13 protein-coding genes and 1 tRNA gene are annotated in these 18335 nt (G+C 60.6%); 6 read left to right on the forward strand and 8 right to left on the reverse strand.

The features are described 5' to 3' along the window. Positions 1-93: 93 nt before the first annotated feature. Positions 94-2328, reverse strand: coding sequence for a RelA/SpoT family protein (locus tag RWJ89_RS17505; protein WP_017959758.1), 2235 nt, complete (start codon positions 2326-2328; stop codon positions 94-96). Between the two features lie 203 nt (positions 2329-2531). Beyond that, entirely contained in the window at positions 2532-2936 is a 405-nt protein-coding gene (gene rpoZ, locus RWJ89_RS17510) for a DNA-directed RNA polymerase subunit omega (protein WP_017959757.1), read from the reverse strand. Positions 2937-3233: 297 nt separating this feature from the next. On the opposite strand from rpoZ, the gene RWJ89_RS17515 reads away from it, so the two are divergent. Then, a complete protein-coding gene (locus RWJ89_RS17515) occupies positions 3234-3815 on the forward strand; it encodes a LabA-like NYN domain-containing protein (RefSeq protein WP_003546927.1) in 582 nt (193 codons plus the stop codon). A 119-nt stretch (positions 3816-3934) separates the two neighbouring features. Here RWJ89_RS17515 and smpB read toward each other — a convergent pair whose 3' ends face one another. Next, positions 3935-4414 (reverse strand): SsrA-binding protein SmpB, encoded by a 480-nt coding sequence (gene smpB, locus RWJ89_RS17520; RefSeq protein WP_003546925.1) that lies wholly within the window; start codon positions 4412-4414, stop codon positions 3935-3937. 100 nt (positions 4415-4514) lie between these two features. Further along, positions 4515-5399, reverse strand: coding sequence for a 4-hydroxy-tetrahydrodipicolinate synthase (dapA, locus tag RWJ89_RS17525; protein ID WP_020049304.1), 885 nt, complete (start codon positions 5397-5399; stop codon positions 4515-4517). A 214-nt stretch (positions 5400-5613) separates the two neighbouring features. Here dapA and RWJ89_RS17530 point away from each other — a divergent pair, with 214 nt between their 5' ends. Then, a complete protein-coding gene (locus RWJ89_RS17530) occupies positions 5614-7689 on the forward strand; it encodes a lytic transglycosylase domain-containing protein (protein ID WP_221946301.1) in 2076 nt (691 codons plus the stop codon). Positions 7690-7754: 65 nt separating this feature from the next. Then, positions 7755-8651: an alpha/beta fold hydrolase gene (locus RWJ89_RS17535; RefSeq protein WP_221946302.1), complete on the forward strand. Its 897-nt coding sequence runs from the start codon at positions 7755-7757 to the stop codon at positions 8649-8651. Positions 8652-8900: 249 nt separating this feature from the next. Here the strand turns inward: RWJ89_RS17535 and RWJ89_RS17540 are convergent, their stop codons facing one another. The 4 genes from RWJ89_RS17540 to RWJ89_RS17555 form a co-directional block, all read right to left on the reverse strand. Continuing rightward, positions 8901-9926 (reverse strand): porin, encoded by a 1026-nt coding sequence (locus RWJ89_RS17540; protein ID WP_316031188.1) that lies wholly within the window; start codon positions 9924-9926, stop codon positions 8901-8903. Between the two features lie 560 nt (positions 9927-10486). Further along, positions 10487-10577, reverse strand: a tRNA-Ser gene (locus RWJ89_RS17545). Between the two features lie 169 nt (positions 10578-10746). Then, positions 10747-11964: an NAD(P)/FAD-dependent oxidoreductase gene (locus RWJ89_RS17550; RefSeq protein ID WP_316031189.1), complete on the reverse strand. Its 1218-nt coding sequence runs from the start codon at positions 11962-11964 to the stop codon at positions 10747-10749. Positions 11965-12051: 87 nt separating this feature from the next. Then, on the reverse strand, positions 12052-13167 hold the full coding sequence (locus tag RWJ89_RS17555) for a Gfo/Idh/MocA family protein (protein WP_316031190.1): 1116 nt from the start codon (positions 13165-13167) through the stop codon (positions 12052-12054). 207 nt (positions 13168-13374) lie between these two features. Here RWJ89_RS17555 and RWJ89_RS17560 point away from each other — a divergent pair, with 207 nt between their 5' ends. The 3 genes from RWJ89_RS17560 (at position 13375) to iolD (ending at position 18331) form a co-directional block, all read left to right on the forward strand. Next, positions 13375-14250, forward strand: coding sequence for a MurR/RpiR family transcriptional regulator (locus tag RWJ89_RS17560; protein ID WP_316031191.1), 876 nt, complete (start codon positions 13375-13377; stop codon positions 14248-14250). Positions 14251-14342: 92 nt separating this feature from the next. Continuing rightward, positions 14343-16277, forward strand: a complete 1935-nt coding sequence (locus RWJ89_RS17565) for a bifunctional 5-dehydro-2-deoxygluconokinase/5-dehydro-2-deoxyphosphogluconate aldolase (protein WP_316031192.1) — start codon at positions 14343-14345, stop codon at positions 16275-16277. 203 nt (positions 16278-16480) lie between these two features. Continuing rightward, positions 16481-18331, forward strand: coding sequence for a 3D-(3,5/4)-trihydroxycyclohexane-1,2-dione acylhydrolase (decyclizing) (gene iolD / locus RWJ89_RS17570; RefSeq protein WP_168284159.1), 1851 nt, complete (start codon positions 16481-16483; stop codon positions 18329-18331). The last annotated feature ends 4 nt before the right edge of the window (positions 18332-18335 follow it).

The following is an 18335-nucleotide window of genomic DNA, read 5'->3' on the forward strand; positions in this document are numbered from 1 at the left end:
CGCTGAGTGCACCGCTTGCCCCTCTCATGCGCTGCTCCGATTATAAAATGTGCAATTTTTCGCCCAACCCTCTGGAGGGGCTTAACAAAAGCTTTAGTCGTAGAGGCGCCGGACCGTGGCGATGCAATCCAGTTCCTTCATCTGGGCGAGCAACTGGTTGAGCTGGCGCAGGTCCCAGACCTCGACCTCGAGCATCATTTCGGTGAAATCGGCCGCCACCCGCACCGTGTTCAGCAAGCGGATATTGACGTCGAGGCCTGCGACCGTCTGGGCGACCTTGGCAAGCGTGCCGGGCTCATTCAACCCATTCACCATGATGCGCGCCATGAAACGCGACTTGTTGGCTTCGTCGAGGTCCCAGCGCACGTCGATCCAGCGGTCGGGCTGATCGTCGAAGCGCTGCAGGCTCGGCGACTGGATCGGATAGATGGTGATGCCCTTGCCCTGATCCATGATACCGACGATGCGATCGCCGGGCACGGCGCCGGTCGGCGCGAACTTGACGTCGACATTGCCGGACAGGCCGCGGATCGGCCCGATATCGGCATCGGCGTCGATTTCCGAATGGCCGCCGTCGTGCCCTGTCTTGGTCTTGCCGGGGATCTTGAAGATCATGCCGGCGGCGCTGCGAACGTTGAACCAGCCATCATCGCCGGAGGGCTTCACGGTGACGCGCTCATCTTGATGATCGGGATAGACGGCGCGCAACACGTCGAGCGAGGACATCTCGCCGCGGCCGACGGCGGCGATCGCATCCTCGACATCCTTCTGGCCGAGACGGTGCAGCGCCGGCTTCATCGCCTCGCGCGAGAAGATCTTGCCGGCCCTGTTGAAGGTGCGCTCGAGAATGCGGTGGCCGAGGCCGGCATATTGCTTGCGGATCGCCATGCGGGTGGCGCGGCGGATGGCGGCGCGCGCCTTGCCGGTCACGACGATCTCCTCCCAGGCGGCGGGCGGAACCTGCACGCCGGAGCGGATGATCTCGACCTCGTCGCCATTTGCAAGTCGCGTCACCAGCGGCATGATGCGGCCGTTGATCTTGGCGCCGACTGTCGTATCGCCGATATTGGTGTGCACCGCATAGGCGAAATCGATCGGGGTGGCGCCGCGCGGCAGGGCGATCAACTTGCCCTTCGGCGTGAAGCAGAAGACCTGGTCCTGGAAGAGCTCGAGCTTGGTGTGTTCGAGGAATTCTTCCGGGCTGTCGCCCTCGGCCAGGGCCTCGATCGTATGACGCAGCCAAGAATAGGCATTGGATTCGCGGGAAAGAATATCGCCATCGGCATTGGTGGCGCCGTCCTTATAGAGCGTGTGGGCGGCGATGCCGAATTCGGCGATTTCGTGCATGCGCTTGGTGCGGATCTGCAGTTCGATGCGCTGGCTGGAGGGGCCGACGATAGTGGTGTGCAGCGAACGGTAATCGTTCTGCTTCGGCGTCGAGATATAATCCTTGAAGCGGCCGGGCACGACGCGCCAGCGCGTGTGGACAATGCCGAGTGCCCGGTAACAGGACGGGATGTCCTCGACGATCAGGCGGAAGCCGTAGACATCGGAAAGCTGTTCGAAGGAAAGCGACTTCGATTGCATCTTGCGGAAGACGGAATAGGGCTTCTTCTGCCGGCCCTTGACATAGGCGCTCGTCAGGCCGCTTGCGACCAGAAGGTCGCGCAGTTCGGCCTCGATCTTCTTGACGATGCCCTCGTTGCGCTTCGAAAGCTCTTCCAGCCTTTTGGTGACGGTCTCGTAGGCTTCCGGGTTCATATGGCGGAAGGAGAGTTCCTCGAGTTCCTCGCGCATGTCCTGCATGCCCATGCGGCCGGCGAGCGGCGCATAGATTTCCATCGTCTCCTCGGAAATGCGGGCACGCTTGTCGGCCGACATGTGATCGAGGGTACGCATATTGTGCAAGCGATCGGCAAGCTTGACGAGCAGCACGCGCACATCGTCGGAAATGGCGAGCAGCAGCTTGCGCAGATTTTCCGCCTGCTTGGCTTTCTTGGTGACGAGATCGAGCTTCTTGATCTTCGTCAGACCCTCGACCAGGCGACCGATATCCTCGCCGAAGAGTTCGTCGATCTCGGCGCGTGTCGCCGTCGTATCCTCGATCGTATCATGCAGAAGGGCGACCGCGATCGTCGATTCATCGAGATGCATGTCGGTGAGGATGGCGGCGACCTCGAGCGGATGGGAAATATAGGGATCGCCGCTCGCGCGCTTTTGCTGGCCATGTTTCTGCATGGCGTAAACATAGGCTTTGTTCAGCAGTGCTTCATTGGCATCGGGCTTGTATTGCTGAACCCGCTCCACGAGCTCGTACTGCCGCATCATTCCAAAGCCACTCCGATAAAAATAAAAGCGCGCCAATCAACGATTGGCGCACACATGGGCAATAATATGCCTAAGCAATAAAGGTGCAAGATTGACGATTGGTAATCGTCGCTCTTTTGCGTCGCATGCAGCTTTTTTCGGATCGCATCAATGCGACCGCGGGATCGCATCTGACCGATGCGACGGAGATCCGGCCGGTGCGCTTAGTAGTCGTCGCTCTTTTCCGGCGGCACAAGGCCTTCGATGCCGGCAAGCAGCTCTTCTTCCGACATCTGGTCGAAAGTGATCGTCTCCGGCACGTCGTCCTGCTCTTCGCTGTCGGCCGCAGTGGCACCGCCGGCGGCGATCATGCTTGCCGGGTCGGGCTCGGGCTCGTCGACTTCGACGTGCTTCTGCAGCGAATGGATCAGATCTTCCTTGAGGTCATCGGGCGAAAGCGTCTCGTCGGCGATTTCGCGCAGGGCCACGACAGGATTCTTGTCGTTGTCGCGATCGATGGTGATCGAGGCACCCTGGGAAATCAGCCGGGCGCGGTGGCTGGCGAGCAGAACCAGCTCGAAGCGGTTCTCCACCTTGTCGATGCAATCTTCAACTGTGACACGGGCCATTGCCTGTCCTTTACGGTCGTCATTTCGGGATTAACACGCCCGATACAATTAAAACCGGGCAAATACAAGTTTTTCGTTCCGGCTCCCCTCGTCTTTATCCGCGGCTGAGCTAGATTTCCATGGAGAATGTCATAATTCCACCGAAGGTTGCTTGGAATATGTCGAATCGTGCCCTAAATCTTTCATATATGAATAATTCATAAAGTAAGGATCAGATCGAAATCGAAACACAAGCTATTGTTTTTATTGAAGTTTGACCCATACGGATTTCGATTGCTCTCATTGGATTGGTAAGCGATGTTTGACCCACGCGAAAAAATTGCACTCTTCATTGACGGCGCCAATCTCTACGCTGCATCCAAGAGCCTCGGCTTTGACATTGATTACCGCAAGCTCCTGAAAGCATTCCAGAAACGCGGATATCTGCTGCGCGCGTATTATTATACCGCTCTGATCGAAGATCAGGAATATTCGTCGATCCGGCCGCTGATCGACTGGCTCGACTACAACGGCTACAAAGTCGTCACCAAGCCCGCCAAGGAATTCACGGATTCCATGGGGCGCCGAAAGATCAAAGGCAACATGGACATCGAGCTTGCGATCGATGCCATGGAACAATCCGAAACGGTCGATCATCTCGTCATCTTCTCGGGCGACGGCGATTTCACCAACCTGGTCGAGGCATTGCAGCGCAGAGGCCGCAAGGTCTCGGTGATATCAACCATGGCGACCCAGCCACCAATGATTGCCGACGACCTGCGCCGCCAGGCCGATCATTTCATCGATCTCTTGTCTCTGAAGGCTGAGATCGGTCGCGATCCTTCCGAGCGGGCGCCACGCCCGGCCGAAGTCGCCCCGGCCAGCGATTTCGAGGACTGATCTCTCGCTGTAACATTTGAATCATGCAGGGGCGCGGCGGCCAGCTCCTCGCGTGGCCACGCCTTTACATGGACGATACACGACAGCGGCCGATTGCAGCGTGATCGGACCCAGCGCGGTCAACCATGAGCCTTCAGCAGGCGGCTCTTCTGCCGGTTCCAATCGCGCTCCTTCTCGGATTCGCGCTTGTCGTGCAATTTCTTACCCTTGGCGAGCGCCAGTTCCATCTTCGCCCGACCGCGATCGTTGAAATAGATCTTCAGCGGAATCAGCGTCATGCCTTCGCGGTTGATGGCAGAGCGCAGGCGATGGATTTCACGGCCCGACAGCAGCAGCTTGCGGCGCCGGCGCGGCTCGTGGTTGAAGCGGTTGGCTTGCAGATATTCCGGCAGGTAGGAATTGATCAGCCAGATCTCTCCGCCCTCATCCGAGGCGTAGGATTCGGCGATATTGGCCTTGCCTTCGCGCAGCGACTTGACCTCCGTGCCCATCAGCACGATGCCGGCCTCATAAGTATCGATGATCTCGTAGTTGAAGCGGGCCTTGCGGTTTTCGGCCACGACCTTGTTCACCACACGCTGGCTGCCTTTGGGGGCCATGACGATATTCCAATTATTTTTTAGGGCGCGAAAAGCCGCACCCTTATTCCTTGCCCTTATGTAAGGGAGAGACCCGGCCTTGTGAAGACGGCCGGCCTCGTCAGTTCAACAGGCCCGCATGACGCATCGCGGCGTCGATCGCCGATTCCGTTGCCGGCTCCAGCGTCGAAAGCAGCGGCGAGCGGACGTTGCGGCTCATCCGGCCAAGTCTGGAAAGCCCGTATTTGGCGCCGCAAAGACCAGGCTCGAGGAAGATCGCCTTGTGCAGTGGCATCAGCCGGTCCTGATATTCCAGAGCGCGGGCATAGTCGCCGGCCAGCGTTGCCGCCTGGAAGTCGGCGCAAAGGCGCGGGGCGACATTCGCCGTCACCGAAATACAGCCGACACCGCCATGGGCGTTGAAGCCGAGCGCCGTCGCATCCTCGCCGGACAATTGCCTGAAATCCGCGCCGCAGCTGATGCGCTGTTCGGAGACGCGCTCGATCTTGCCCGTCGCATCCTTGACGCCGACGATATTCCTATGCGCCTTGGCGAGCGCACCCATCGTTTCCGGGGTCATGTCGACCACCGAGCGGCCGGGGATGTTATAGATATAGATCGGCAGATCGACGGCCTCGGCGATCGCCGAAAAATGCGCGATCAAACCCTTCTGCGTCGGCTTGTTGTAATAGGGGGTGACGACCAGCACGGCGTTCGCACCGACCTTTTCGGCATGCTGGGCAAGCTCGATCGCCTCACGCGTATTGTTCGAGCCGGCGCCAGCCATGACGGGAACGCGTTTTGCGGCAACCTCGATGCAGAGTTCCACCACCCGCTTGTGTTCGGCATGCGACAGCGTCGGGGATTCGCCCGTCGTGCCGACCGGAACGAGACCGCCGCTGCCTTCCTTGATCTGCCAGTCGACATGAGCGGCGAAGCTGTCTTCGTCGATCAGTCCGGCATCGGTGAAGGGGGTGACGAGGGCGGGAATGGACCCATTGAACATGCAAAGCTCCTCACGACCAAATCCTTGCTTCGGCCGCATTCCATGAATAAGAGTTGCGCACCATAGAGCGCCGAAATCATCGCGACAAGCGCGTAGAGTTCGGTTTAGGGCAAATTCCGATAGCAGATGTGAATGAATTTTACCTGGTACGGTAAGGTTTCGTTAAGATGCCTCTAGCCTAATGGCAGGGCGTGTTTTCATTGCGAGATCCCGGATGAAGAAAGCTGTCCTGATTCTGTCCGCCTTCGGCTTCATTGCCGCTGCGTGGGGCAGCGTTGCGTCGCCGCTTCCCGGCGAGAGCACTGCCATGCCTGCCGTCAAGCCGCTCGGCTTCATTCCCGAAACAGCCATACCGGAGTCGATCACGACAGGCGCTATTCCGCGCAATCCGGCCATCGCGCCCGTCAACGGCGACCTGAAGGCCGGCCTCGACGCGCTTTCCGACAAGGATCCGCAGCTGGCGCTTTCGATCCGCGACAGCATGCGCGACGGGACGCTCGACCGCCATATCCTCACCTGGGCGATCGCCGTTTCCGGATTGAAGGGTGTTCCTTCTTTTGAAATCGCCAGCGCCGCGCAAGAGCTCAAGAGCTGGCCGGGTCTTTCGCGGCTGCGCGCCTATTCCGAACGCGCGATCTATGATGAAAATCCCGCCCCTTTCGCCGTGCTCGCCGCCTTCGGCGATACCGCGCCCGAGACGATGCAGGGCGCCGTCATCCTCGGCCGGGCGCTGGTTGCGTCAGGCAAACAGGCACAGGCGGCAAAATATATCCGCAAGGTCTGGCGCGGAGAGGCGCTCGACAAGGCGACCGAGGACAAGATCCTCATCGAGTTTTCCGCGCTGTTGACGCCCGCCGACCATAAGGCGCGGATGGACTATCTGATGTATCGCGGCCGGGTGGCGCAGGCTAAGCGCTTCGGAGACATGGGCCAGGCGCAGTCGCTCTACACGGCCTGGGCTGCCGTCGACGCCAAAGCCGGCAATGCCGGCGCGCTGCTCAACGCCGTCGATGCGAAATGGCGCGGCGATGCCGGCCTGCTGTTTGCGCGGATCGAATATCTGCGCAAGCAAGACAAATATGCCGAAGCGGCTGTGCTTCTGGAGCAGATGCCGCCAGAGCGTAGCGAACTCCTCAATTCCGGCGAATGGTGGAACGAGCAGCGCATCGTCAGCCGTGGTCTCGTCGACCAGGGACAGTTCAAGCCTGCCTATCGCATCGTCGCAAACTACGCCGCAACGAGCCCGACGGATATCGTCGAGGCTGAATTCCATGCCGGATGGTACGCCCTTCGCGGCCTGCAGGACCCGGCAACGGCGGAAAGACATTTCCGCAAGATTCTCCAGACATCAAACGGACCGATCTCGGTTTCACGCGCCTGGTATTGGCTGGGACGAGCAGCGGAGGCCGGAGGTCCCGGCAAATCCAGCGAATTCTATGCGAAGGCCGCGAGTTTTCCCGGCACCTTCTATGGACAGCTCGCGGCCGAAAGACTGGGGCGAAAGACGCTTAACGTCACCTATCCCGCACCGAGCACGGCCGACCGGCAGCGCTTCCAGGCACGCGAAGCCGTGCAGGCGATCGGCCGGCTGGAGGCCGCCGGCCATGGATGGCGGGCCGCCATTCTCTATCTCGCGCTCGCCGATCAACTGCAAAGCCCCGGTGAATTGGCTGTCCTTGCGGCACGGGCCGAGCAATCCGGCGATCATCATCTCTCGCTGCAGATCGGCAAGATCGCCTATGGACGCGGCATTGATGTCGCAGCGCTTGCCTTTCCGGTCGGCGTGATCCCGGCGAGCGCCAATATAACAGGCTCCGGCAAGGCGCTCGCCTATGCTATTGCCCGGCAGGAAAGCGCCTTCAACCCGGCCGCCGTTTCGGCGGCAAACGCGCGCGGCCTGCTGCAACTTCTGCCGGGAACAGCCCAGGCGGTGGCCAAGCGCCACAACATCGCCTTTTCCAAGGACAAGCTAACGGCCGATGCCGGCTATAACGCGACACTCGGTGCCCATTATCTCGGCGAGCAGATCGACGCCTTCGGCGGCTCCTATATTCTCACCTTCATTGCCTATAATGCCGGGCCGAAGCGGGTGCCGGAATGGATCGGCCGCTACGGCGATCCGCGCGGCAGGCCGATCGACGAGATCGTCGACTGGATCGAGCGCATCCCCTTCCCCGAAACGCGCAACTACGTGCAGCGCGTGATGGAGAATTACGAAGTTTATAAAGCCCGTCTCGGCCAACCCACCGATATCGAGCGCGACCTGATCGGCGGACGCAGCGCCTCCTGAAGCCGTTTGGCGCGGCTTGAAAAGCAAGCTACATCTTCGGGATCAAACAGATCTCGAGGGATGCGATGCCGGATATGGATGCAGGCGGTTTCCAGGAACGATTTTACACGTCTTCCGATGGGTTGAGGCTTTATGCCCGCGACTACCGACCCGACCAGGCGACAACCGCCGGACGGCTGCCGGTGATCTGCCTGCCCGGCCTGACCCGCAATACGCGGGATTTTCATCCGCTTGCGCTGCTTCTCGCCCGGGACACAACAACGCCACGCAGGGTGATTGCGCTCGATTCGCGCGGACGAGGAAACTCGGCATGGGATGAGAACAAGGCGAACTACAATCTCGCCATCGAGGCCGGCGACGTCCTTGCCGCCTGCACGGCGTTCGGCATCGAGCGGGCGATCTTCGTCGGCACGTCGCGGGGCGGGCTGATCCTGCATCTGATCGCCGCGACACATCCGGATCTTCTCGAAGCCGTCATCCTCAACGATATCGGGCCCGTGCTTGAGGCTGAGGGGCTGGCGCGGATCCGCGATTACCTCAACAGCGGCAGGAAGCCGGCGGACTGGAACGAGGCGGCCGATATATTGAAGGAAAATCATGGCGCGTCGTTTGCTGCGCTTGCAGAGGAAGATTGGCGCGAGATGGCGCTTGCCCTTTATCGCGATATCGGTGGACGGCCGGTCGCCGACTTCGACCCGGCGATCGCAGAGGCACTGAAATCGATCGATTTCAGCCAGCCGTTGCCTGATCTCTGGGGGCAATTCGAAAGCCTGAGCCGGTTGCCGCTTATGCTGATCCGCGGTGAAAACACGTCGCTGCTTTCACAGGAAACCGCCGGCGAAATGGCACGGCGGCATTCGCGGCTGATCCTTCATGCTGCCGAAGGACAAGGACACGCCCCACTCCTGCATCTCGGTAATATCCCCACGACAATTCGAGCTTTTCTCGACACCTGCCGATAAGCTCACGAAATTGGTCAGAGCCGGCACTTTGCCTACAGCTTCCTTCAGACCCCGCCTCGCGACGACGCCCTTGCTGTTCAGCTAACGGTTCCCATCACCAGGGCCCGCAGAGGACTCTCACCTCCAAGTCATCGGCCGGATACCAACCCGGCCAAACGGTGTTCTCACACCACGCGCCATGCCTGGCGCACAATACAAAAAGCCCGGCTCGAGAGCCGGGCTTTCCTGATTGACCGAAGTCAGATCAGATTAGAACGAACGCTGCAGGCGGAAGTAGCCCGAAGTGGAGTCGTCATCATCTTCCGGATCGAGATACTGAACCGAAGCCTTGGCGTAGAAGTTGTCGACGATCTGGTAATCAACCGTCAGACCGACCTTCCAGGCATCGCCGTCGTCGAAGTCGTCAGCAGTGATGCCGTAGTTGCTGTAGTACTGGACACCGGGGGTGATCTTCAGCTGGTCAGTCGCCTTGATGGCGTATTCAGCAGCGATCGCCCATTCGGCCTTGGTGTAGTAAGAGCTCGGGCCGGTAGCGTATACGGCAGCGAGGCCGAGCGTACCGGGACCGATGTCAACCGTACCCATTGCACGGACAGCACCATCTTCGTTGTCGACGTCATAGCCGGCAGTGATCTGGTAGCTGAAGGCACCAGCCTTGCCGCCGAGACCGACTGCAACGCCAACGTTGTTGGGTTCTTCGTCCGCCTTGAAGTAGCCGTCCTCGAGTTCATCGACGCTGATGCCAGCGTAGAAGGCGTCGGTTTCGTACTGATAACGGATGGAGTTATGCAGCGTGACCGGCGAGCCGATGTCGTCGGTTTCGCCAGAGAGGCCATCGTCCCACCAGCTATAGAACAGACCAGCGCGGAAGCCGGCGATGTCGAGGTAAGCGGAGTCGAGCTTGGCAGACTGATCAGTGGCATTGTCAGCATTGAACTGCATGACGATGACGCCGGTCAGCGGACCATATTCGGTGTCGCTCTTGGCAGTGAACTGAACCTGACCGCGAGTGACGGCATCCCAATCGGAGTCGTTAGGACGATCGTCATTAGCGCCGACCTGGTCGCCAACGTTGACCTGGAAACGGATGTAACCGTTGATCTTGAGGCAGGTTTCGGTGCCCGGGATGTAGAAGTAGCCGGTGCCGTAAGCGTCGCAGACGCGAACATATTCAACCGGTTCCGGCTCGGCAGCAACGATAGCGTCAGCAGCCTGAGCACCGGATACTACTGCGAGAGTAGCAGCGGAGCCGAGAAGAAGGCTCTTGATGTTCATAAATGACCTCCAATTCAAAGTTTCGATCGGGTTTGGGATCTTTCGCTGAGCAGCGTTCCCTGCCCCATCCCCGTGTTTCAAGAAGTGGACGATCAGTCGCCCTTGCTTCCGACGCTGAAAATACAAGACGGAAGCCATCACGCAATCACCAACTTACTCGGACAGGGGATTTGAAGGAGCCTTCCCGACATTCTGTTGCTGAAAGGACACAAGTCGGGCAACCGGCCTCGATTTCCTTTATGTTTCGTTAAGAAAACCCTGATTTTGCGGAGGCTTAGGTCAAGCCAACAAAGAATTGGACATGCGCTTTGCGACACATTCGTGACACTTTTTTGACAAAATGCGGCTCTTGCGAGGGATTCATGATTGCCGGAAGCGTAACCGGACGTGCACCGATCCGCTTTCGCCACCTGTCAGTGGCTTGAGGGCGGGAGGTGATTCCCGCAGGCGATTCTCTCACTTGAGGTAGAGAGATTTTTCCGCCGTCCGGCCTAGCCGACTAAACGAACATGGTTCCCAGCCAGAAACTAACGATCGACGCGCGCTCAGGAAATCGGGAATGGCGGAGAAGATGGGATTCGAACCCACGATACGCTTTTGACGTATACTCCCTTAGCAGGGGAGCGCCTTCGACCACTCGGCCACCTCTCCGGTGCGGCCTAACTATGGTGACCGGTCTGTGAATGCAAGGGTTTTTTGAGTTTTCACCAGAAGAAATGCAGCGAGCTGCAATTCAGCCGGTTGCGCAAACAAACCGCATTTCCTGGTGAAATCCGCGGAATTTGATCGCGCTTCGTTCTCTTCAATGAAGAAGCCGAACTCAGCCGAGCAGGCTCTTGAGGTCGGCAGAAGGGTCGGCGAGAATCGATTTATCAGGATTGGTCCCGGATTCCAGCAGTTTTTTGCCGGTCACATAGGCCTTCGCGTCGTTGATCGCATCGACGGCAATCAGCCGGCCTTCCCTGAAGTACCAGACCGAATGGGCGCCTTCGCGGGCGCCGGGGCGCAGCAGCGTCTCGTCATAACCAAGATTGAAGCCGGCGATCTGCAGCTTGACGTCATACTGGTCCGACCAGAACCACGGCTTCGGATCATAGGGCTCGCTGCCGCCGGCGATGACGGCTGCCGCCGCTTCGGCCTGGTCGACGGCGTTCTGCACCGATTCGAGCCTGATGCGTCCGCCCTGCCAGGGAAGTGCTGCGCAATCGCCAGCCGCAAAGATCGCCGGATCGGAGGTGCGGGCGAATTCGTCGACGACAATGCCGTTGGTGACTTCGAGGCCGGCTTCCTTGGCAAGCTGATCGTTCGGGGCGACGCCGATGCCGACGACGGCGAAATCGATGTCGATGACCGATCCGTCGGAAAGTGCGGCGCCGGTGACGCGGCCATCCTTGCCGATCAGATTCTTGAGCCCTGTCTTCTCGCGGATCACCACGTCATGGGCCTCGTGGATCACGCGCATGATGTCGGCAGTCTCCTTCGCCGCGACGCGCTGCAGGATGCGGTCTGCCATCTCAATGACGGTGACTTCCAGCCCGCGATGGCGGGCAACAGCCGCCGCCTCGAGACCGATATAACCGCCACCGATGATGAGGACGCGACGACCGGGGCGCATCTCGTCAGCAAGCAGATCGGCATCGCGCTTGTCGCGGGCGACATAGACGCCTTCGAGATCGCCGCCGATTGCGGCCGGCAGCCGGCGCGGCGTCGAGCCGGTGGCGAGCGCCAGCGTGCCGTAATCAAGAACGGAGCCGTCCTGCAGCAGAACCTGCTTGCTGTCCGGCTTGATCTGCTCGGCCCAAGTCGAAAGGCGAAGATCGACGTCATTGTCCGCATACCAGTGCTCGGCGCGGAACAGCAGGCGGTCGAAAGACATTTCGCCGAGCAGGTATTTCTTCGAAAGCGGCGGGCGCTGATAGGGAGCGACGTCCTCTGCACCGATGAGGGTGATCGGGCGCGTATCCTTCAACGCACGCAGCTTGGCCGCCAATGCGAAACCGGCCTGGCCCGCGCCGATGATCACCAGTCTATCCGTCACGATCTCACTCCTGAAGCTGCGCCCGACGCCCACGCCAAGGCCTATTCCCTACCCCACGCCCCGTCAACGGAAAGCGGCCTCTTACATTCAGCCGATCTCGATCCAGCGGCGCTCGTGGAAGGACTGTGCCATGGCATGCACCGACTTCTCTATCCTGAGACCGTCTTCGAATGTCACGATCGACGACGGCTCGCCTGATATTGCCCGGATCAGCTCACGGCATTCGATGATCTTCAGATCGTTGAAGCCGAGGCCGTGGCCTGGTGCCGGGATAAACCGATCATAAGGCTGATGGGCGGGGGCCGCCAGTATCTTGCGGAAGCCCTGCTCGGAGCCACGGCCGTCGGCCTGATAGAGCTCGAATTCGTTCATCCGCTCCTGGTCGTAGACGATCGAGCCTGTCGAGCCAAAAATCTGCAGGGCGATGCGGCCCTTGCGACCCCAGGCGGCGCGATTCGCCATCAACACGGCGGAGATGCCGCCGCCAAGCCGCATCAGCACGTTGGCGCCATCGTGGTTTTCGACGGCACGGCGACCGCCCTCGCTTAGCGGGCGGTCGGCATAGGGTTTGACCATATCCGTTATGACGGCCTCGACATGGCCGAAGAGATACCAGAGCAGCGACAGCGGGTGCACGGCGAAATCGTCGAGCGCGCCGTAGCCAGCGGAAAGCTCGCTCTTCCAATAAAAGAAGACATCGGGATCGGCCATGAAATCCTCGTCCATCTCGACGCGGATGTGGTTGACCGCGCCGATGGCGCCCTCGCCGATCAACGTCCTGATATGCCGAATGACAGGATTCTGGATGTAATTATAGCCAAGGGCGGCAACCCTGCCGGATCGCTTCGCCGTCTCCAGCATGCGCTCGGCATCGGCATAGGCCGGCGCCATCGGCTTTTCGCACCAGACATGTTTGCCGGCCGCGAGGGCTGCAATCGCCATCTCGGCGTGGAACTGATTGGGCGTGGTGACGGAGACGACGTCGACCTCGGGGTCGGCAATCAGCGCTCGCCAGTCGGCCGTCGCCTTCTCGAAACCGAATTCACCGGCACGAGCATCAGCAAGCCCGGCATTGGCTTCGGCCAGATGCACAAGACGCGGGCGCTCGACATCGCCGAACACCGTCTTCACCGCATTCCACGCCAATGCATGGCACTTGCCCATATAACCGGTCCCGATCAAACCGATGCCGAGTGGCTTCATTTCCGTCTCCTCCAGAGCTGCACGCGGATTTTTGGAATATTTGGATCATTTTGACAAGGGACCTGCTGACAGGCATTTCTGCAGCCGTCCCTAGAGGATTGTCTAAAAGCATTCAATTACAGAGGATTAAAAACAATTAGCCGTGTCGTTTGAAATCGTTTATGTTCGATAATATGGAATATTTGTTTCATCTCGTGAGCCGTAAGCATGGATAACGATCCCCAGAGGCACGCGCGTGTGCCGCGCGATTTCGAAAGCTTGCGCAGCACCATCATCGAGCGCAAGGCGAGCATGCCGAAGCGGCTGGCGCAGGTCGCCGCCTTCGCGCTCGGCAATCCCGACGAAATCGCCTTCGGCACGACGGCGAGCATCGCGGCCGCCTCCGATGTCCAACCATCGACGCTGGTGCGCCTGGCGCATCATCTGGGTTACGGAGGCTTTTCCGACCTGCAGAGCATCTTTCGCGAAAGATTGCGGGACCGGACGCTAAGCTACGAAGAGCGCCTCGTCACGCTGGAGAAATCGAGCGGCGACGATGAGGACGCCAATCTGCTCTCCGGCTTCATCGCCGCGGCAAACCAGTCCGTCAACCGGCTGGCGGCGACGGTGCAGAGCGATACCTTCACCAAAGCAGTGAATATCCTTGCCAGCGCCGAGACGATCTATCTGATCGCCAAACGGCGCTCCTACCCGCTGACGGCGCATATGACCTATGCTTTTTCCAAGCTCAATATCCGCCACCAGATCGTCGCCTCGCCAAACGGCGTCGACCCTGAAATGGTGCAGTTCGCAACACCGAAAGACGCAGCGATCGCGGCAAGCTTCTCGCCCTATGCCGCCGACAGCCTTAATCAGAGCCAGGAGCTTGCCGACCGCGGCGTCCCCGTCATCGCGATCACCGATTCGGCCTTTTCGCCGCTTGCCGCCTGCGCCACGCACTGGTTCGAAGTGGCGGAAGCCGATTTCGCCGGCTTCCGCTCGCTTTCGGCCTCGATGGCGCTCACCATGGCACTACCGGTTGCAATCGCCGAACGGCGGCGCAAGAGTCAGCAGTCAAAACCTGCAAAAGGCAAAATGGAATAAACATTCCGAATTGACAAAATATCGGAACCGATGTTTCATTATTGAAAATTCGCAGGCACTGGAAGCCGCGCAAAATCTAGCGGGAGGACATCATGGTACAATCGAATCCGGGTTCACAGCCGGAGCCGGCGCTTGATGTGATCACCATCGGCCGTTCCTCGGTCGATCTTTACGGCCAGCAGATCGGTTCGCGGCTGGAGGATATCGGCTCTTTCGCCAAGTCCGTCGGTGGCTGCCCGGCCAATATCGCCATCGGCACGGCGCGGCTCGGGCTCAAATCCGGCCTCATCACTCGCGTCGGCGACGAGCAGATGGGACGTTTCATCCGCGAGCAGTCGGCGCGCGAAGGTGTCGCGACAGACGGCATCGTCACCGACAAGGAGCGACTGACGGCGCTGGTGCTGCTGGCGGTCGAGGCCGAGGGCGTGTCGCCGATGATCTTCTATCGGTCGGACTGCGCCGACATGGCGCTCGATGAAGGCGATATCGACGAGGATTTCATCAGATCGTCGCGCGCCGTTCTCGTTTCCGGAACGCATTTCTCGCGGCCGAATACCGAGGCCGCACAGCGCAAGGCTATCCGCATCGCCAAGGCGAACGGCCGCAAGGTGATCTTCGACATCGATTACCGGCCGAACCTCTGGGGCCTTGCCGGCCATGCGGAAGGCTTCGAACGCTACGTGAAATCCGACCGGGTCTCCTGGAAGATGAAGGAGACGCTGCCGGATTGCGACCTCATCGTCGGCACCGAAGAGGAAATCCTGATCGCTTCCGGCGCCGACGACGTGCTCGGCGCGCTGAAGGAGATCCGTCGGCTGTCGCCGGCGACGATCGTGCTCAAGCGCGGCGCCATGGGCTGCATCGTCTATGACGGGCCGATCGCCGACGATCTCGAAGCCGGCATCATCGGCCAGGGTTTCCCGATCGAGGTCTTCAACGTGCTGGGCGCCGGCGATGCGTTCATGTCCGGTTTCCTGCGTGGCTTCCTGCGCGACGAGCCGCTGAAGACCTGCGCCACCTGGGCCAATGCCTGCGGCGCCTTCGCCGTCTCCCGCCTGCTCTGCTCGCCGGAATATCCGACCTGGGCGGAACTCGACTTCTTCCTGACGATCGGCAGCAAGCACCGGGCACTGCGCAAGGACGAGGCGCTCAACCATATCCACTGGGCATCGACCCGCCGCGGCGAAATCCCGCTTTTGATGGCGCTGGCGATCGACCACCGTTCGCAGCTCGTCAGCGTCGCCGATGAGCTCGGCGTCGGCCATGAGAAGATCGTCGCCTTCAAGCGGCTGGCGGTGGCGGCAGCGGCGCGGGTTTCGAACGGCCGCGACGGCTACGGCATGCTGATCGACGAACGCTTCGGCCGCGACGCTTTCTTCGATGCGGCGACGAAGAATTTCTCCTGGATCGGCCGGCCGGTGGAATTGCCGGGCTCGAAGCCGCTGCGCTTCGAATTCAGCCAGGATATCGGCTCGCAGCTCGTCGAATGGCCGCTCGGTCATTGCATCAAATGCCTGTGCTTCTATCATCCTGATGATCCGGCTGAATTGAAGACGGAGCAGCAGGAGAAGCTGCGGACGCTGTTCGAGGCCGCCCGCAAGGTCGGCCGCGAGCTGCTGGTGGAGATCATTGCCGGCAAGAACGGGCCGCTCACCGACGACACGATCGCAACCGCGCTGGAGGAGCTCTATGCGCTCGGCATCAAGCCGGACTGGTGGAAGCTGGAGCCGCAGGCATCCCGTGAAGCCTGGAAGAAGATCGATGCGGTGATCGCCAAAAATGATCCCTGGTGCCGCGGTATCGTGCTCCTGGGGCTCGAGGCGCCCGCCGACGAGCTGATCTCCTGCTTCGAGGCGACGCTGGCAGCTCCCTCCGTGAAGGGTTTCGCCGTCGGCCGGACGATCTTTGCCGATCCGGCGCGCGCCTGGCTTTCAGGCGAAATGAACGACGAGGAAGCGATCGCCGATATGGCCGGCCGCTTCCGGCAACTGACAGAGGCGTGGCTGAAAACGCGCGGACATCAGTAGACTTAGAATTAAGACCCCTCCCCAACCCCTCCCCACAAGGGGGCGGGGCTAACCTGGCGGGCCCTCTGCATTCTCGCCGCAGCGTCTTGTCCAAAAGGATGCTCGCTCATGGTGTGAGACGGTGCCCCAAGTTAAGTCCCTCCCCCTTGTGGGGAGGGGTTGGGGAGGGGAAAACGCGAAAAGAAAGATTGCGGGAGGACCCGATGGGCAAGACGATACGGTTGACGATGGCGCAGGCCGTCGCGCATTTCCTGAAAGTACAGATGACGATCGTCGACGGCAAGAAAGTGCCGATCTTCGGCGGCGTCTGGGCGATCTTCGGTCACGGCAACGTCGCCGGTATCGGCGAAGCGCTCTATCAGGTGCGCGCGGAATTGACGACCTATCGCGCCCACAACGAACAGGGCATGGCGCATGCCGCGATCGCCTATGCCAAGGCGAATTTCCGCACGCGCTTCATGGCCTGCACGAGCTCGATCGGTCCGGGCGCGCTGAACATGGTGACCGCCGCCGGCGTGGCGCATGTCAATCGTATCCCCATTCTCTTCCTGCCGGGCGACGTCTTCGCCAACCGCGCGCCGGATCCGGTGCTGCAGCAGATCGAGGATTTCGGGGACGGCACGGTTTCGGCCAATGACGCCTTCCGTCCGGTTTCGCGCTATTTTGATCGCATCACCCGGCCCGAGCAGATCATCACGGCGCTGAAGCGCGCCATGCAGGTCCTGACCGACCCCTTGGATTGCGGTCCGGTGACATTGTCGCTCTGCCAGGACGTTCAGGCAGAAGCCTATGATTATCCGGAAAGCCTGTTCGAGGAAAAAGTCTGGACCACCCGCCGGCCGCAGCCGGATGCGGACGAGCTGGCAAATGCCATCGCGCTGATCAAGGCATCGCAGAAGCCGGTGATCGTTGCCGGCGGCGGCGTGCTTTATTCGCAGGCGACGAAGGAGCTTGCCGCCTTTGCCGAGGCCCACGGCATTCCTGTCGTCGTCAGCCAGGCGGGCAAATCATCGATCAACGAAACCCATCCGCTGGCGCTTGGTTCGGTCGGCGTCACCGGCACCTCGGCGGCGAATGCGATCGCCGAAGAGACGGACCTCGTCATCGCCGTCGGCACCCGCTGCCAGGATTTCACCACGGGCTCCTGGGCGCTGTTCAAGAATGACAGCCTGAAGATGATCGGCCTCAATATCGCCGCCTATGACGCGGTGAAGCACGACAGCCATCCGCTGGTGACTGACGCCCGCGAAGGACTGAAGGCGCTTTCGGCCGGACTTTCCGGCTGGAAGGCGCCGGCAGCACTCGCCGAGAAGGCAGCGGCGGAGAAAAAGATCTGGATGGAGGCTGCGGCCAGGGCGATGGCGACGACCAATGCAGCCCTGCCCTCCGATGCGCAGGTCATCGGCGCGGTAGCGCGCGCGATCGGCGGTGAGAATACGACGGTGCTTTGCGCTGCGGGCGGCCTTCCCGGCGAATTGCACAAGCTCTGGCCGGCGACGGCGCCGGGCAGCTATCACATGGAATACGGTTTTTCCTGCATGGGCTACGAGATCGCCGGCGGGCTCGGCGCCAAGATGGCGCGTCCCGAACGGGATGTCGTCGTCATGGTCGGCGACGGTTCCTACATGATGATGAATTCCGAGCTCGCCACCTCGGTCATGCTCGGCCTCAAGCTCAACATCGTCGTGCTCGACAATCGCGGTTACGGCTGCATTAACCGATTGCAGATGGGCACCGGCGGCGCCAACTTCAACAATCTGCTGAAGGACTCCTATCACGAGGTGATGCCGGAGATCGATTTCCGCGCGCATGCCGAAAGCATGGGCGCCATCGCCGTCAAGGTCGCCTCGATCGCGGAACTCGAGCAGGCAATCGCCGATTCCAGGAAGAACGACCGCACGTCGGTCTTCGTCATCGACACCGATCCGCTGATCACCACGGAAGCCGGTGGCCACTGGTGGGATGTCGCGGTGCCTGAGGTCAGCTCGCGCGGTGAGGTCAACAGGGCGCATGAGGCCTATGTCAAAGCACGCGCTGCCCAGCGCGTCGGCTGATCGA

This window comes from Rhizobium sp. 10PS4, from assembly GCF_032464805.1.
Lineage (GTDB): Bacteria > Pseudomonadota > Alphaproteobacteria > Rhizobiales > Rhizobiaceae > Rhizobium > Rhizobium laguerreae.